The following is a 16,171-nucleotide window of genomic DNA, read 5'->3' as shown; positions in this document are numbered from 1 at the left end:
TCGCGGGAAAAAGCGATGAACTTGGGGAAAGACGAACAGCGGCCAATGGGCCAGGGGGTGCGCTGAAACCAACGCCGCGCGGCGAGCGCCCCTGCGTGCCAGCGGCACGCCTAGCTGGATGGCTGTTGGTCGATCAGGTGCAACCTGTTCGGTGCATGCGAGGGGCGCCAAGCAAGGCGCGGCGGGGATGGGCTGTCCAGCCGATCCCCTGGAGGGCAAGCGCCGCGCGCAGGCCAGGAGCGAAGAGACGGCCGGAGGCATCAGGGATCAAAGCCGCATGGCCGCGACTCGGCACGAGGCGCGGGGCAACGCCCGCGAGCCCGACGGCGGCACGCCGGGATGCTCTACTGTTCACAACAAAATGTAAGTGACGCAATAGTACTTATGAGCCACAATGTAGCTACATCTATTGTGAGCGCAACAATGGCAAGTAACGACGTCGTTCGTGCCCGGATTGACGGGCAGATTAAAGAAGCCGCAACTGTTGTTCTGGCTGAAATGGGGTTATCAATTTCGGATGCGATTCGGATGCTGCTGACCCGAATCGCGGCAGATAAGGCACTCCCCTTTGACATCAATCGTGTGTCGTCCGATTCTGATCGGAAGGCACCATAAGGTTGCGCTGAGGCAAGGCCCGCAAATCGTTTCTCTGAACAGTAGGGATCAAGAATAGTTCATGGCATCTATCAGACCTTCAGCATTCAATCAACGTGAGCGTTTGGACGGCGGCCCCTTCCTTGTCATTGAAGCAGCCGAACCGGAAGAGGAAGGCATTAACGTTTTCTTCACTGATATTCCCGCAGCGGAGCGCAAGCCGGATTCGCCAATAGCGAGACTGCTCAATGTGTGTCCAGACAGATTGACCATTTGGCCTCTTAATATTCGAGAAGATCGCGACGATTACCTGCAACCTAAATACGGCACCCTTGAACGCATCGTCGTCGCTCGGCCTGTTATCGAGCCCTACATACTGCCAGAGACTACTGACGATGTCGTTGGGCTTCTTGAGCAGTTGCCGGATGGGTTTGCCAAAGATTTTCGATTCGGTTTGGGGCTTCTGTGGGAATATCGGCAAATTTGCGAAACAGCCGCCAGCTTAGAAAACGTAAGCATACTCATTGTCCACAAAGGAAATGACGCGAAAATTGATTCGCCATTCTTTATTCTCGGAATAAGAAGATTTCATGAATTAAGAAAAGAATTAAATCGCATAGCCTCTCGCCACCAGAGAGACGCGCGCAAGGACAAGCAATTTCATGTCTACCAGACCTTATTACATGCTGCCGATTCAGCACAATTTCCCGCTCTAAAGAAGAGCGTAAGACCTGATGCACTAACGGAAATGACCGATGGTGGGCGGCAGCATGTGACGCTTTCCAAGCGTGATCGGCGCGCCGCTGTTCGCATGGTTCAAGACAATATAGAAGCACTGGCGGAATCTGAGCCGCGCTCGCTGCTGGCATTAAAGAATGATATTGAGCTCATCACACTGAATCAACTGATTGAGCGATACCAGGAAATGCTTGGAAAAGGACTGACGGAAAGCAAGTGGCAAAGCTTCTTTCTGGAAAATCCTTTCATACTTAGTCTTGCATTTGCCGTTCCAGCCATGCTGGTTCAGGGGCAAGCTTATGCAGGTGGCAAGCGACTTAACGGGTCCGGCGGAAAATTTTCAGATTTTCTATACGCATCCGCTTCCACGGGCAATCTTGGCCTCATTGAGATAAAAAAGCCGCAAACCGAACTGCTAGGAAAATCTCCCTATCGTGGAGATGATGTTTTTGGCCCATCGACAGAATTGGGTGGAGCGATTGCTCAAATTCTAGATCAGCGTTTCAAATTGCAGAGTGAACTACCCGTCATAAAAAATAACATGAACCGATACGACCTCCACAGCTATGCGGTTCGCTGCATAGTTGTCGCTGGCATGACGCCACAAGAGCATCAGCAAAGAAAGTCATTCGAGCTCGTTCGAAATGCGTTCGCAGAGATCGTGATCGTGACTTTCGATGAACTACTTGCAAGGCTAACCGAGATTAAAAATGCGCTCCAACCGATTCCTACCTTAGACACGGTGCCGTTCTAAAACCAACTGACAGTTGGCCATTCCGTAGTTGGGATCAATGGCTGCAGTGTTCAACCAATCCATCGGCCGATCGGCATGTGGATTTCAACAACAAGATTGAATCAAATGCATATATCCAAGCTCAGCCTGGTCAACTACCGGAACTTTCCCAACACGAAGCTGCTGTTCCAGAAGGGTATCAACACTGTCATCGGCGAAAATGGATCTGGCAAAACCAATCTCTTTCGCGCAATCAGATTGCTGCTTGATGACAACATGATTCGCTCTGCCTACCGGCTGGAGCATACCGACTTTCATCGCGGCCTAGGGCGCTGGCAGGGACATTGGATCATCATCAGTCTTGAGTTTGAGGAAATCTCTGCGGATGAATCAGTGCAGGCGCTCTTCCGACATGGGACGGGCGTAATTGAGGAAGAGGCGAACGGCAAGGCCACTTACAACCTGATCTTTCGTCCGAAGAAGGAAATCAGGCTGCGACTTTCTCAATTGAACGATGGTGATCAGGCAGGCCTCGACGCTATCCTGAACCCGGTCACCATCGACGACTATGAAACGATTTTCACAGGTCGGAGTGAAGCCGACTTCAACGACGAGGCCTTCTATAAGGATGTGGTCGGCGACTTCGCGAATGTTCGATTCAATGAAGAGGTTGAATTTCGTGTTATCGGCGCGAAGATTCCGAACGTGCTGTCCGTCTCCAAAGAAATTTCGTTCACTTTCGTCCAGGCGCTACGGGACGTCGTCTCCGAATTTCACAACAACCGGACAAATCCGCTCTTTTCGCTTCTGAAGGGCAAGAGCGGCGATATCGACCCCGTGGCGTTCCAGGCTATCACCGACGGGGTAAAGGCATTGAATGACTCCATCGAAGCGTTGCCAGACGTGCAGGTCGTCCGGACGGATATCAGAGACACCATCAAGGATGCGGCGGGTGAGGCGTATTCGCCGTCTTCTCTTTCTATCAAGTCGGATCTGCCAGACGAAGCTGACAAGTTGTTCCAGTCGCTCAAGCTGTTCGTTGGCGAATCGGGGGAGAGCCACGAAGGACCGATCCACGAGCTGAGCCTTGGTGGAGCAAACCTGATATTCCTCACGTTGAAACTGCTTGAATTCAAGTATCAAAAGGCTAAACAGTCGATCGCCAACTTTCTGCTTATCGAAGAGCCGGAAGCTCACATTCACACACATATCCAGAAAACACTGTTCGACAAGCTCAAATACGACGACACACAGATCATTTATTCGACCCATTCGACGCACATCTCTGAGGTCAGCAATGTTCAGAACGTGAACATCCTCGGCAGAGAAGGTGATCGTTGCGAGGCATACCAGCCTGCAATTGGCCTAAACCCAGAAGAGATCGGCAACATTCAACGCTACCTGGATGCTGTCCGTAGCAACTTGTTGTTTGCCAAGAGCGTCCTCTTAGTGGAGGGCGATGCAGAAGAAATTCTCGTTCCGATCCTGATCAAGAACGTGCTAGGCGTCAGCCTTGATGAACTCGGCATCAGTTTAATTAATATCCGCAGCACTGGATTTCAGAACGTCGCGGTTCTTTTCGATGATGCCCGAATCCGGAAGCGGTGCAGCATCGTCACCGACCTTGACAAGTCCATCATTGACACAACGCCGGCGGCGGGAGACTCCGAAGGGCTGCTCCGGCGCAAGGGCAAGTATCAGGCATCCCAGGAAAAAGGGGTCGCCAGGAAAGCGTTATTGGAAGACACCTTCAAAGATAACGGGTGGGTTTCTCCATTCTTTGCCCCCCATACCTTCGAGGTCGACTTCATTGCCGCCGGCAATGCGCGTAAGGTGGTCGGCATCCTTCCTGATGTCTACAAGGATGCACCAACCATCGCGACGGCCAAGGCGGAGCTCGAATCAGCGGACATCGCGTTGTTCGGTCAGCGCGCATTGACCATGGCGGACAACTACGGCAAGGGATGGTTTGCCATCTTGCTGGGAAAGAAGATCGATCCGCAGACCGCCATTCCGAAGTACATCTTGGACGCCATCGCTTTTGCGCATCCGGTGGTCACTAAGGAAGTCTGGTTTAACGTGCTGAGCTACCGCGTGAACTACATCGATGCAGAAGATATCTTCACTGCGTCTGCCGTATTCGACGACTTTAGGGCCAAGCTGCTGGCCTTCCGAAATGGAGACATCGACTTCGTCGGCATCCGAAACGAGATGCTTGCCACGTTCCCAGATGATCGCATCAACGATGTACTCGCGGTGTTCTGATCATGTTCATGTGGAACAAAGATGATCTGAATCCCGAGCAGGAAGCAGCCATTCTGAAGCCAGGGAGCGTCTTTCTCATCGCTTGCCCGGGCAGCGGGAAAACGCGCACGCTCACCTACAAAATCGCCTATGAGTTGTCCAGGCTGAAATCGAACAAGCAGTTTGTCGTTGCCATCACTTATACGCACCGTGCCGCCGACGAAATCCACGAGCGCATTGAGAGCCTTGGGGTGGATACATCCCGATTATGGATAGGAACGATACATTCGTTCTGTCTTGAATGGATATTGAAACCGTACGGCATCTATCACGAAGCGTTGGATCGAGGCTTCCGTGTGATCGATCAGCATGAGCGCGAGAAAATCCTGGAGGCATTGTGCAAGCCTTACCAGAAGCCAAAAATAACATTCTGGGATTGTGAGTTTTATTACACCGAAACTGGATATGTGCTCTCCTGCCCACAAGATTGGAAGCATTCGGGTCTTCACGTCATATTGGGCAAGTATTTTGAGATTCTGCACGAAAGTCGGCAGCTAGACTTTGAGCTCATTCTTTACTATGCGTACCAACTGATCGCACGTCATCCTGCGATCAGCACTCTTCTGGCACAGTTGTTCTCTTTCGTGCTGATCGACGAGTATCAGGACACCAAACGAATTCAGTATTCGATCATCACCGCCATTCTGAAAGCTGGTCAAGGTGCGACCAAGGCCTTTATTGTCGGAGATCCTAACCAGGCGATTTATCAATCGCTTGGCGGATATCCGATTGCCTTCGAGGATTTCAAGGCGATGGCCAATATCGATTTGGACGAACTCGAACTGTCGCGGAACTACCGTTCTTCTGAGCGCATCATTGAGTACTTCGGAAACTACAACGTTCACAACACACGCATCGAAGCCGCATCCGAGGACAAGGCGTACCCAAGCCTTATTTCATTCGACGACACAGTGAGCAAAAATGATCTGGACGCTGAGCTCATCCGGCTCATCCGTTTCAACATTGAGACTATGGGCATCTCACCTCACGAGGTGTGCATTCTCGCGCCACAGTGGACGCATCTTGCAAGCATGACACGTCGTTTGGTCGCCAGCATGCCGGAGTACTCATTCGATGGCCCCGGTATGGTTCCCTTTGCACGGGACACAGAGAATTTCTGGTACAGGCTTTCTAAGATTGCACTTACTCAGGCATCGCCGGGAATGTATGTGCGCAGACTGCGGTGGGCCGGGGAGATTCTGAATGACCTAGAGGCGGCCGGGGCTAGCGTGTCGAAGCTCACGCGGAGGTCCTTGTTGAGGGAGTGCAATGCAATTAAGATCGATGAAACAGATGGTCTTACCTACTTGAGCGCATTTTTCGAGCGTCTGTTTGCAAACTTAGCAATCGACTTTCGCCTTTTCACGCTGCTTCAAGAGCATCACGTTGCCTTCTTCGATAGTTCGCAAGCCCGGGTAAATCGATTGAAGAGTGAAGGTAGCGAATTTATAGGCGATATTGAGACATTCAGGAAGGTATTTCAGCATAGGACTGGAATCACCATCTCGACGATACACGGCGTCAAGGGAGCCGAGTTCGATGCAGTGATCGCTTATGCATTATTAGAAGATATGGTGCCGCATTTCAATGATCCGAACGGTCAAGAAAGCGCGATGAAATTGCTGTATGTCATTGGTTCGCGGGCAAGGAAGAACCTGCACCTTGTTTCGGAACGAGGTCGAGTTCGCCAGTATTCTGGCGAAGAGTATCAAGTAACTCGCAAGCTTGCCTCATGCAGTTTTGGATACGATCAAATTCCATAGAAATCACGAGTAGCGCAACCGCGCTCTCTATGGGATGCCCTACAGCTTTGTTTAGCGTTTGGCTGAATCATCTGCGCGCGGCTCGCTCTGCATGCCCTGCTGTCGCCAGCTCAACATGCAAGCGGAGCGCGCAGGCCCGGATCACAGTGTCGGGCCGTGGAGGGCTGGCGAATGCCAGTCCCGTCAGGGATGAGCGAATAGCGAACGTGGAGCAGCGCGATCCACAAAGTGGAGACGCTCAAGGTTCCGTCGCTTACTATTTGGACTACGGCGAGTTGAGTAAAAAATATGAAAAATATCTTTGAAGAAATCAATGAATTTTCTTCGGAAAAAATCGCGTTATTCAGCTTTGGGAAATTTTGCTACGTCTTTCTTAATAAAGACCCGATCTTTGTCAAGAAATTGCTTCCCCTCATCCAAACCTCTCTGGCAAATGAGAGCTTTCAGGCAGACGTAATGCGTGCTTATACGGAGGGCTGCATGAATGAAAAGGCGGCCATTCTGAAAGAATTTGAAGCCAAACGCGACCATCCAAACGCAGCCAAGTTTTATGGGCCACAGCTTGATCTAGTGGACAAGCGATTGGCTATAAAGACAATCCAGCATTTAATGGACTACTTAAATAATTATCTCAACGAGTATCCGGGATCGCTAGAAATTCTCAACAATTCCTACAAGCATATCCATGACGAAGATGGTGTTTCGTACATAAAAGAAAATTACGCAAATTATCGCATTGGCTGCATTTTTTATTCCAAGCACCAATCAATCATGGGGAGGGCTGAGATGCTGGAGCTAAAATATTCCAAGGTAGTTGAACGTGAGTACGAGAAAATTGGAATTGACATAAGAAAGGAAGATGCTCAGTTCTCTAAATATAGTCTTGTCAGCCTGAACGAGAATATTCAGATATTCAACGACAAGGATAGTCAGACAATACGCGATGAACGCATAGGGCGACACTTCTGGATAAAAGTTCCGAGGAAGCTGCTTACCTCTATCGAGGAACTCATTGAAAAAGGAATGCTGTCCGAAATAGCATTCAGGATTGATTACGTCTCCGATTATGTCCCTGCAATGGAGGAGATGGAGTTTGGCGCTCCGTTGCGATTGAAAATATCTTCCCTTCCTAGATTGTCAAAGTTCTACTCCACCGATAAATATGAGAACAATCTATGGATTCACCATGACGCAGAGAAGCTAAGTTTGACTTTTGAAGAATTGATGGAGGACTTTGAGGTGGCAGGCGACGACGTCGTAACGCAAGTCATCCATCTTGAATACAGTTCAAAAGGCGATGATTTTTTTATAACTCACTTGGATCACGAATTTATCGTATATACGTTGGATAGCTATCAAGAAAGATTGAGCAATGCCAACATCAAGGGGCATAGAAAAATAAAGACATTCAAAATAGATAACTCAATGATCCCGTTTGATATAAATATTAGCGGGGATCTTTTTCTGTTTCAGGTTCTCGATTCGTATTTAAAAAATGATGACTTGATTCGTGAATATTTTGAAAAAATTAACTGACTTTATAGTTTGAGATATTTAATTAAAACAGCGATCGGCATAGAACATGGCGCTGCTGCCCGCGATAATCATGTGATTGGGCGCTCGCGCCCACTAGCCCCAGCGCATCCTTGAGCCGCAGGCCAGTTCCTTATCGGCCTATGGCGATTCCACACTAGCATGGAGCCTCGATAGAGCAAGAGATCCGTTGCCACATGCTCGTGCTGTGGTTTGGGTGTACGGTTGGACAGATGCTGCTGTCAGGACTTCTCGCCAGGCTGCCGCTGCTCGATCTGCAACCGCGCCCGTTCGGTCGCCTGCTGCAACCGCTCCCCCAGCACCGCACGCGGCGGCAGGGTCGTCAGGTATTCGGCTACGTGGATGCCCGACTTGTCCAGCTCCAGCAACTCGATCTGCTCTGACTTCTTGCCGGTACAAAGAATGATGCCCAGCGGCGAGGCTTCCTCCGGTTCGCGTTCGTGCTTGTCGAGCCAACGCAAATAAAGCTCCATCTGCCCCTTGTATGCTGCCTTGAACTCGCCGATCTTCAACTCCACCGCCACCAGCCGCCGCAGCTTGCGGTTATAGAACAGCAGGTCCAGGTGGAAATCCTCGTCGTCGATCTGGATGCGTTTCTGCCGGGCTAGGAAAGAGAAGCCCGCGCCCAACTCCAGCAAAAAAGACTCCATTTCGCGGATGATCGCGGCTTCCAGGTCGCCTTCCTGCCAGGTATCGCGCAGGCCCAGGAAGTCGAGGATGTACGGGTCGCGCATGACCAGCGCCGGCGACATGCGCTGCGCATCGCGCATCGCCGCCAGCTCTTGCGTGATCGTCTCGTCCGGCTTCTTGGACAGCGCCGTGCGCTCGTATAGCATCGAGTCGATGCGCTCGCGTAGCGTCCGCACGCTCCAGCGTTCGGCGCTGGCCATTTGCACGTAGTAGTCCCGCTGGAGCGGGTCTTTTAGCGGCAGCAGCGCCACGAAATGCGACCAGCTCAATTGTCGTGACAGCGTCACGACAATTGGCTCGTCCGAGAAGGTGGCGGCGAACTGCACCATCCGGCGCAGGTTCTTGTCCGCGAAGCTACGTCCGTAGTCGCGGACAAGCTGCGCCGCCAGGGTCGGCAGGATTTCGTCGCCGTACCCGGCCCGCTGCCCGGCAAGCACTTCCGTATGGATGCGCTGGCCAATGCGCCAGAACAGCAATGTCAGCTCGGCATTGACCGCCGAGGCGACGCGCTGGCGCGACGCTTCGATCAGTGCCCGGATGTCGCCCAGCAGCGCGGGCGGCGCTGCTGGCGCTGAGACGGATGCCTTGCGCCGGGTCATGCGGCCACCTCCTTGGCTCCCTGCATCCCGGTGATCGTCTTACGCCGATTCGCCACCAGTTCGGCCGCCTCTCGCACCGGCTTATCCTCGGTGTGGACGTAGCGCATGAACATGACGACGGTCTTGTGCGCCGTTAGCGCCATGCCGACCTTGACCGGGATGCCCGAATTGGCAATGTCGGTCGCCGAACGGTGGCGGATGCCGTGCGTGCCCACGTGCGTAGCGCCAGCCGCCTTGAGCGCACGGCTCCAGCCACCGTAATACTCGCCCGTGGTTAGATGCTTGCCAGCGTGGCTAGGAGAAGGCAGCACATAGCGGCTACCCTCCTGCCGGGGTGCCGTCGAGAGTAGCCGATAGGCTTCCTCGCTCATGGGCTTAGACATGCCGCCTGTCTTGCTGTCAGGCCAGACGACGCGCCGGTTCTGCAAGTCAACCCAGTTCCATTCCAGCGCGATGATTTCCGAGCGGCGGCCGGCGAACTCGAACTGCAGGCGGATTCCCAAAGGGATGACGTAGTTCTCCAGCCCCTCCGACTCGATCTTGTCGAGCTGTCGGAACAGGTTGCCCATTTCTTCGTCGCTGATGAGGTGAGTCGATTTGCCGGCAGGGAACATCGGGACGTGACGGCAAGGGTTGGTACCGTCGGGCCGATAGCCCCATACCTCGGCCATGTTGAACATCTTGCGCAAGACGCTGAATACCTTGTTCGCCTCGGTCTGCTTGTACGAAAGCTTTTCCATCAGTCCGGCGATTTCAGGACGCTTCACGTCCTGAACTTTCTTGCGTCCCAGCAGCGGAATAATGTTGCGATTGATGACAGCCTGATAGCCGGCTTGGGTGCTGAGCTTGTTGCGCTTCTTGGAGTAGTCCTCCATGAACTTCGTGCATAGCTCCTTGACCGTAGGTGCCTGGCGCGCCTCCGCCTTCTCTGCGGCGGGATCTCCGCCTCGGCGGACTTGGGCCAGCCATTCCTGCGCCAGCGACCGCGCCTGTTCGACGGTCAGCTCCCCGTACAGTCCTAGCGAGGGCTTGCGGCGCTCGCCAGCGTTCGTCCGGTACTGGAGCATGAACACCTTGCGACCCGCCGGGGTAATCTTGCACAGGAAGCCGGGGACCAGCGTGTCCCGGAGTTCGACGGCCTCTGCCTGGGGTTGCGCCGCATCGACAGCGGACTTAGTGAGTTTGATCTTAGCCATGATGACTCCTTGGAAAGACCTGGATTCCAAGGGCCGGATAGGAGTCAGGCGGTCGGAAGTCAGGTCAGGTTTCGGAAAGCACCGGCATATGTTGAACTCGCTTAAGTCATTGATAAACCTGCTGTATCGGGCTGTAGCGTAGTCCAGCGAATTTCGGTGCTGGAGTCATGGTGAAATAAAAAAGCCGGCGGCCCTGAGGCCGCCGGCTTTTTGCTGACGCAGATGCGGACGAATCCGCGCTCAGGCCGCCGTCACCACGTCGGCAGGCTGGTTATTCAGCAGCGCCAGCAAGCGCGCGATTTCCTCGCGCAACTGACGGCGATCCACCACCATGTCGATGGCGCCCTTCTGCAGCAGGAACTCGGCGCGCTGAAAGCCTTCCGGCAGCTTTTCCCGCACGGTCTGCTCGATCACGCGCGGACCGGCGAAGCCGATCAGCGCCTTGGGCTCGGCGATCACCACGTCGCCCATGAAGGCGAAGCTGGCCGACACGCCGCCCATGGTGGGGTCGGTCAGCACGCTGATGAACGGCAGGCCGGCGGCCGACAGCCGCGTCAGCATGGCGTTGGTCTTGGCCATCTGCATCAGCGACAGCAGGCTTTCCTGCATGCGCGCGCCGCCCGAGGCGGCAACGCAGATAAAGGCAGTCTTGTTGTCGAGCGCGGCCTGGGCGCCGCGCACGAAGCGCTCACCCACCACCGACCCCATCGAGCCGCCCATGAATTCGAATTCGAAGCAGGCCACCGTGGCGGGCACGCCGCGGATCGAACCGCCCATGACCACCAGTGCGTCGGTTTCACCGGTCTGCTTGGTCGCTTCCTGCAGACGCTCGGGATACTTGCGGGTGTCCTTGAACTTCAGCGTGTCGACCGAGCGCGTGGTCTGGCCGATCTCGACGCGACCTTCCAGATCCAGCAACGAATCGATGCGGGCACGGGAGCCGATGCGCATGTGATGGTCGCACTTGGGGCACACGTGCAGATTGGCCGCCAGGTCTTCGCTATACAGCACCGACTCGCACGAGGGGCACTTGACCCACAAGCCTTCGGGCACGCGGCGGGCGCCGCTGTCGCTGGTTTTATTGATGCGAGGAGGCAGGAGTTTTTCGATCCAGCTCATTGATGTTTCATCCCGTATGAGGTCGCGCCCGGCGTTCAGGCCGAGGCGTTTTCTCGTTTTACTTGATCCAGCGCTTGCCGGATGGTGCGCAGCCAGCCGCTGGCGGCGGCGACTGCAGCGTCGGTTTGCTGGGCGGCGGGCGCATTGGCCACCGCCTGCTCCATGGTTTCGATCAGTTTGCTGCCGATGACCACCGCGTCGGCGGAACGCGCCACGCGCTGGGCGCTTTCGGCGTCGCGGATGCCGAAGCCCACGCCCACCGGAATGGAGACATGGCGGCGGATCAGCGCCAGGCGTTCAGCCACGTCCTGCGTGTTCAAGGAACCCGCGCCGGTCACGCCCTTGAGCGAGACATAGTAGACATAGCCTCGGGCGACATTGGCGATGGCCTTGATGCGCGGCTCGGTCGAGGTGGGCGCCAGCAGGAAGATCGGCGCGATGCCGTGCTGGTCGAGCATGCCGGCGAACTCCACCACTTCCTCGGGCGGATAGTCCACCACCAGCACGCCGTCCACGCCGGCCGCTTCGGCGCGGCTGGCGAAATCGGCCTGCCCCATGCGCTCGATGGGATTGGCGTAGCCCATCAGCACGACGGGCGTGGCCGTGTCGCGCTGACGGAACTCGGCCACCAGCTCCAGCACGCGGGCCAGGCCCACGCCCTGCGCGATGGCGCGGTCGGCGGCGCGCTGGATCACCGGGCCATCGGCCATGGGATCGGAAAACGGCACGCCCAGTTCGAGCACGTCGGCGCCGGCCTCGACCAGCGCGTGCATCAGCGGCACGGTGGCCGCGGGCGAGGGATCGCCGGCGGCGATGTAGGGGATCAGCGCCGACGCCCGGCCGGAGGCGGCGGTGCGGGCGAAGGCGGCGGCGATACGATCGTTGCGGGTCGTCATGGCGTCACAGCTCGATGCCGCCGCGTTCGGCGACGGTATGCATGTCCTTGTCGCCACGGCCCGACAGGTTGACCAGGATGACCTTGTCGCGCGGCAGCGACGGCGCCATCTTCACGGCCTGCGCAATGGCGTGCGAGGACTCCAGCGCCGGCATGATGCCTTCGATGCGGCAGCAGTCGTGGAAGGCCTTGAGCGCCTCCTCATCCGAGATGCCGACGTACTCGGCGCGGCCGCTGTCCTTGAGCCAGGCGTGCTCGGGACCGACACCGGGATAGTCCAGGCCGGCCGAGACCGAATGCGTTTCCTGCACCTGGCCGTCGGCGTCCTGCATGACGTAGGTGCGGTTGCCGTGCAGCACGCCCACGGTGCCCGCCGCCAGCGAGGCGGCGTGACGACCCGTCTCCAGGCCCTCGCCCGCCGCTTCGACGCCGATCAGGCGCACGTCTTCGTGGGGAATGTAGGGATGGAAGATGCCCATGGCATTGGAACCGCCGCCTACCGCCGCAACCACGTAGTCGGGCTGGCGGCCGATGGCTTCGGGCATCTGGACCAGGCATTCGTTGCCGATCACGGTCTGGAAGTCCCGCACCATGCGCGGATAGGGGTCCGGCCCCGCCACCGTGCCGATGATGTAGAACGTGTTTTCAATATTGGTGACCCAGTCGCGCATGGCTTCGTTCAGCGCGTCCTTCAGGGTGCGCGAACCGGAAGTCACCGGCACCACCGTGGCGCCCAGCAGCTTCATGCGGTAGACGTTGGAAGCCTGGCGGCGCACGTCCTCGCTGCCCATGTAGACCACGCATTCCATGCCGTAGCGCGCCGCCACGGTGGCCGTGGCCACGCCGTGCTGGCCGGCGCCGGTCTCGGCGATGACACGGGGCTTGCCCATGCGCTTGGCCAGCAACGCCTGGCCGATGCAGTTGTTGACCTTGTGCGCGCCGGTGTGGTTCAGGTCTTCGCGCTTGAACCAGATCTGGGCGCCGCCCAACATGTCCGACCAGCGGCGGGCATGGTAGACCGGGCTGGGCCGGCCGACGAAATGCTTGAGCTCGTAGTTGAACGCTTCGATGAAGGCCGGATCGACGCGGCAATGGTCATAAGCGGCGCGCAGCTCGTCGAGCGCGTGCATCAGCGTTTCCGCCACGAAAACGCCGCCATAGGGGCCGAAATGGCCCTTGGCATCCGGAAAATCGTAAGGTTTCACCAAGCTTCTCCCCCGGCGCGGCGACAGGCCAGTGCCTGTCCCCAACCGGTTTGCAACCCGTCATTTTACCTGAGCCGGGCCCAGGCGGGGCGGCATGGGCGCCGCCCCGGCGGCCGTCAGAGGGACTGGCCCAGGCGACGCAGGAAGGTTTCGCAGGACGCGAGCTGGTCCAGCGCCACGTACTCGTTGGGCTTGTGGGCCTGTTCGATGTGGCCGGGGCCGCATACCACGGTGGGGATGCCGATGCCCTGGAACAGGCCGGCCTCGGTGCCATAGGCGACCTTGCGGGTGACGCGGTCCTCGGTCAGCGCGCGCACCAGCTGGGTGATGGCTGCCTGTTCGGAGGCTTCCAGCGCCGGGGCGGCCGCGCCGGTCTCGATCTCGATGCGGGCGCCGTCGAACTCGGCCTGCATGCGCGGCAGCAGCTCTTCGCGCACATAGCGCTCGACCTCGGCCTGGATGTCGTCGGGACGCATGCCGGGCAGGTTGCGGAATTCGTAGGTGAACTCGCACAGCTCCGGAATCGTGTTCACAGCGATACCGCCACGGATCTGGTTGGTGGTCATGGTCGAGAACGGCACGTCGTAGAACTGGTCGTACGGACCGTTGGCCTTGAAGCTGTCGGCCAGGTCGCGGATGCGGCAGATCAGGCGGGCGGCGTACTCGATGGCGTTGCAACCGCGCGGGGTCAGCGACGAGTGCGCCGCCTTGCCGTGCACCTTGCAGCGGAACAGGTTGATGCCCTTGTGCGCCACCACCACCTGCATGCCGGTGGGCTCGCCCACCACGCAGCCCTCGGGGCGGATGCCGCGTTCGTGCAGGTCGGCCAGCATGTAGGGCGCGCCGGCGCAGCCGACTTCCTCGTCGTAGGAGAACGCCAGATGGATGGGTTTCTTGCGCGGCATGGCCAGGAATTCCGGCACCAGGGCCAGCGAACCGGCGATGAAGCCTTTCATGTCGCAACTGCCGCGACCATAGAGCAGGCCGTCCTTTTCGATCAGCTTGAACGGATCCGAGCTCCAGTCCTGGCCATCCACCGGCACCACGTCGGTGTGGCCCGAGAGCACGATGCCGCCCTGCTGGTTGCCGTCCTGCGCGGGCAGCGTGGCGAACAGGTTCGCCTTGGTGCGTTCGGGATTGTGCGCCAGCCAGGCCTCCACGCCCTGGCCGCGCAGCCAGTCGCGGACAGTTTCGATCAGGGCGAGATTGGAATTGCGGCTGGTGGTGTCGAAGCCGACCAGCGTTTCCAGCCAGGTGCGCGCGTTCATGTGTCTGTTCTCTTGAGGTGTGAAAGAACAGAGTTTAAAGCCAGCGCGCGCCCACGTGCCGGACGCGGGCGGCGATCCTTAAAGAGTGAACGATCTAGAATACCGCCCGCAGTGCAATACACCCCCAAGGAGAAACCGTGCAGCACAAAGCAGTTCCCACGCGCAACATCGTGGCCGCAGTCATAGGCAATGCCCTCGAATGGTACGACTTCCTGGTGTTCGCGTTCATGACGCCAATCATCTCGAAGCTGTTCTTCCCCACCGACCCCAGCGTGCCCGGCAGCGAGCTGAACGCGATCCTGATGACCACCGCCATCTTCGGCGTCGGCTTCTTCATGCGCCCGGTCGGCGGCATCATCCTTGGCCTGTACGGCGACAAGAAGGGCCGCAAGGCCGCCATGGTGATGGTCACCTCGCTGATGGCGGTGTCCATCGCCCTGATCACGGTGGCCCCGACCTACCACGCGGCCGGCATCCTGGCCCCCATCTTCATCCTGATCGCGCGCCTGCTGCAGGGTTTCTCGGCCGGCGGCGAATTCGGCACGTCCACCGCCCTGCTGATCGAAATGGCGCCCAAGGGCCGTCGCGGCTTCTACGGCTCCTGGCAGATGGCCGGCCAGATGCTGGCGCTGCTGATCGGCGCGGCCTGCGGCACGCTGATCACCGAGTTCTTCACCCAGGAACAGATCGCCGCCTGGGCCTGGCGCCTGCCCTTCGCGTTCGGCCTGGTGATCGTGCCCATCGCCATCTATATCCGCCGCAACATCGACGAAACCGACGCCTTCAAGCAGATGAAGGAAGAGGACCGCCAGGCCGCCGCGCGCGGCATGGTGCAGCGCCTGAGCCTGGGCCAGATGCTGCTGACCCACACCCGCGAGACGCTGATCGGCGTGGGCCTGGTTGTCACGGCCACGGTGTCCATCTACATCACCTTCACGTATCTGGTGACCTATTCGACCCAGATCCTGAAGCTGCCGCTGAACCAGACCTTCCTGGTGCAGATGGTCGGCGCCGGGCTGATGGTGCTGCTGACGCCGTTCATGGGTGCCTGGTCCGACCGCGTCGGCCGCCGCCCGATCGTGATCGGCTCGCTGATCGGCTACCTGCTGGTGCTGTACCCGCTGTACGCATGGCTGACGGACGCGCCATCCATCTCGCGCCTGCTGACCGTGCAGGTGGTGGTGTGCTTCTTCGTGTCGGCATTCTTCGGCGTGTTCAGCACGGTCATGGCCGAGCTGTTCCCGGCGCGCGTGCGCTCGGTCGGCCTGTCGCTGGCCTATAACGTGGCGGTGATGATCTTCGGCGGCTTCGCCCAGTTCATCGTGACCTGGCTGATCAAGTCCACCGGCTCGCCCATGGCCCCGGCCTATTACGTCATGTTCGGCGTGGCGCTCGGCCTGGTGGCGTCCTTCTTCATGCGCGACCGCGCGCACGACAGCCTGGACCACTAGGATCGGTCCGACGCCGCGCCCGCGGCGTCCTCCCGCCGTCCTTGCCGGGCGGCGGGACCTGT

12 protein-coding genes are annotated in these 16,171 nt (G+C 57.7%); 6 read left to right on the top strand and 6 right to left on the bottom strand.

All coding sequences use genetic code 11. The features are described from left to right. The first annotated feature begins 423 nt into the window (after positions 1–423). The 5 genes from C2U31_RS12750 to C2U31_RS12730 all read left to right on the top strand — a co-directional run bounded on the left by C2U31_RS12750 (position 424) and on the right by C2U31_RS12730 (position 7,668). Positions 424–615 carry a type II toxin-antitoxin system RelB/DinJ family antitoxin gene (locus C2U31_RS12750; RefSeq protein ID WP_004883046.1) on the top strand — a complete coding sequence of 64 codons (192 nt, stop codon included), beginning with the start codon at positions 424–426 and terminating at the stop codon, positions 613–615. A gap of 61 nt (positions 616–676) precedes the next feature. Further along, entirely contained in the window at positions 677–2,086 is a 1,410-nt protein-coding gene (locus C2U31_RS12745) for a Shedu immune nuclease family protein (protein ID WP_004883043.1), read from the top strand. A gap of 105 nt (positions 2,087–2,191) precedes the next feature. Next, on the top strand, positions 2,192–4,330 hold the full coding sequence (locus tag C2U31_RS12740) for an AAA family ATPase (RefSeq protein WP_004883041.1): 2,139 nt from the start codon (positions 2,192–2,194) through the stop codon (positions 4,328–4,330). Positions 4,331–4,338: 8 nt separating this feature from the next. After that, complete coding sequence (locus tag C2U31_RS12735; RefSeq protein ID WP_207570148.1) at positions 4,339–6,132, top strand: UvrD-helicase domain-containing protein; 1,794 nt, start codon at positions 4,339–4,341, stop codon at positions 6,130–6,132. Positions 6,133–6,420: 288 nt separating this feature from the next. Beyond that, positions 6,421–7,668: a hypothetical protein gene (locus tag C2U31_RS12730; RefSeq protein WP_004883036.1), complete on the top strand. Its 1,248-nt coding sequence runs from the start codon at positions 6,421–6,423 to the stop codon at positions 7,666–7,668. A 239-nt stretch (positions 7,669–7,907) separates the two neighbouring features. Here the strand turns inward: C2U31_RS12730 and C2U31_RS12725 are convergent, their stop codons facing one another. The 6 genes from C2U31_RS12725 to argE all read right to left on the bottom strand — a co-directional run bounded on the left by C2U31_RS12725 (position 7,908) and on the right by argE (position 14,658). Continuing rightward, the gene (locus C2U31_RS12725; protein WP_004883035.1) at positions 7,908–8,975 is read right to left on the bottom strand and encodes a YhcG family protein; all 1,068 of its coding nucleotides are present in this window, start codon (positions 8,973–8,975) and stop codon (positions 7,908–7,910) included. Beyond that, the gene (locus C2U31_RS12720) at positions 8,972–10,171 is read right to left on the bottom strand and encodes a site-specific integrase (protein WP_004883034.1); all 1,200 of its coding nucleotides are present in this window, start codon (positions 10,169–10,171) and stop codon (positions 8,972–8,974) included. The genes C2U31_RS12725 and C2U31_RS12720 overlap by 4 nt, the downstream gene beginning before the upstream one ends. A gap of 240 nt (positions 10,172–10,411) precedes the next feature. Beyond that, positions 10,412–11,290 carry an acetyl-CoA carboxylase, carboxyltransferase subunit beta gene (accD, locus tag C2U31_RS12715; RefSeq protein WP_103273124.1) on the bottom strand — a complete coding sequence of 293 codons (879 nt, stop codon included), beginning with the start codon at positions 11,288–11,290 and terminating at the stop codon, positions 10,412–10,414. A 35-nt stretch (positions 11,291–11,325) separates the two neighbouring features. After that, entirely contained in the window at positions 11,326–12,186 is an 861-nt protein-coding gene (gene trpA / locus C2U31_RS12710) for a tryptophan synthase subunit alpha (protein WP_103273123.1), read from the bottom strand. 4 nt (positions 12,187–12,190) lie between these two features. Then, entirely contained in the window at positions 12,191–13,390 is a 1,200-nt protein-coding gene (trpB, locus tag C2U31_RS12705; protein WP_103276354.1) for a tryptophan synthase subunit beta, read from the bottom strand. Between the two features lie 116 nt (positions 13,391–13,506). Continuing rightward, on the bottom strand, positions 13,507–14,658 hold the full coding sequence (gene argE / locus C2U31_RS12700; RefSeq protein ID WP_103273122.1) for an acetylornithine deacetylase: 1,152 nt from the start codon (positions 14,656–14,658) through the stop codon (positions 13,507–13,509). 137 nt (positions 14,659–14,795) lie between these two features. Here argE and C2U31_RS12695 point away from each other — a divergent pair, with 137 nt between their 5' ends. After that, on the top strand, positions 14,796–16,109 hold the full coding sequence (locus tag C2U31_RS12695) for an MFS transporter (RefSeq protein ID WP_103273121.1): 1,314 nt from the start codon (positions 14,796–14,798) through the stop codon (positions 16,107–16,109). Positions 16,110–16,171 lie beyond the last annotated feature (62 nt).

This window comes from Achromobacter sp. AONIH1 (genome assembly GCF_002902905.1).
In the GTDB taxonomy this organism is placed as follows: domain Bacteria; phylum Pseudomonadota; class Gammaproteobacteria; order Burkholderiales; family Burkholderiaceae_B; genus Achromobacter.
This window is presented reverse-complemented; position numbering and strand designations above follow the sequence as displayed.

Bases quoted from the DNA above. Each gene is read 5' to 3' on its own strand.
- C2U31_RS12750 (WP_004883046.1), top strand. From the start codon at position 424: ATGGCAAGTAACGACGTCGTTCGTGCCCGGATTGACGGGCAGATTAAA.
- trpA (WP_103273123.1), bottom strand. From the start codon at position 12,186: ATGACGACCCGCAACGATCGTATCGCCGCCGCCTTCGCCCGCACCGCC.
- C2U31_RS12735 (WP_207570148.1), top strand. From the start codon at position 4,339: ATGTGGAACAAAGATGATCTGAATCCCGAGCAGGAAGCAGCCATTCTG.
- C2U31_RS12745 (WP_004883043.1), top strand. From the start codon at position 677: ATGGCATCTATCAGACCTTCAGCATTCAATCAACGTGAGCGTTTGGAC.
- C2U31_RS12725 (WP_004883035.1), bottom strand. From the start codon at position 8,975: ATGACCCGGCGCAAGGCATCCGTCTCAGCGCCAGCAGCGCCGCCCGCG.
- accD (WP_103273124.1), bottom strand. From the start codon at position 11,290: ATGAGCTGGATCGAAAAACTCCTGCCTCCTCGCATCAATAAAACCAGC.
- C2U31_RS12740 (WP_004883041.1), top strand. From the start codon at position 2,192: ATGCATATATCCAAGCTCAGCCTGGTCAACTACCGGAACTTTCCCAAC.
- argE (WP_103273122.1), bottom strand. From the start codon at position 14,658: ATGAACGCGCGCACCTGGCTGGAAACGCTGGTCGGCTTCGACACCACC.
- C2U31_RS12720 (WP_004883034.1), bottom strand. From the start codon at position 10,171: ATGGCTAAGATCAAACTCACTAAGTCCGCTGTCGATGCGGCGCAACCC.
- C2U31_RS12730 (WP_004883036.1), top strand. From the start codon at position 6,421: ATGAAAAATATCTTTGAAGAAATCAATGAATTTTCTTCGGAAAAAATC.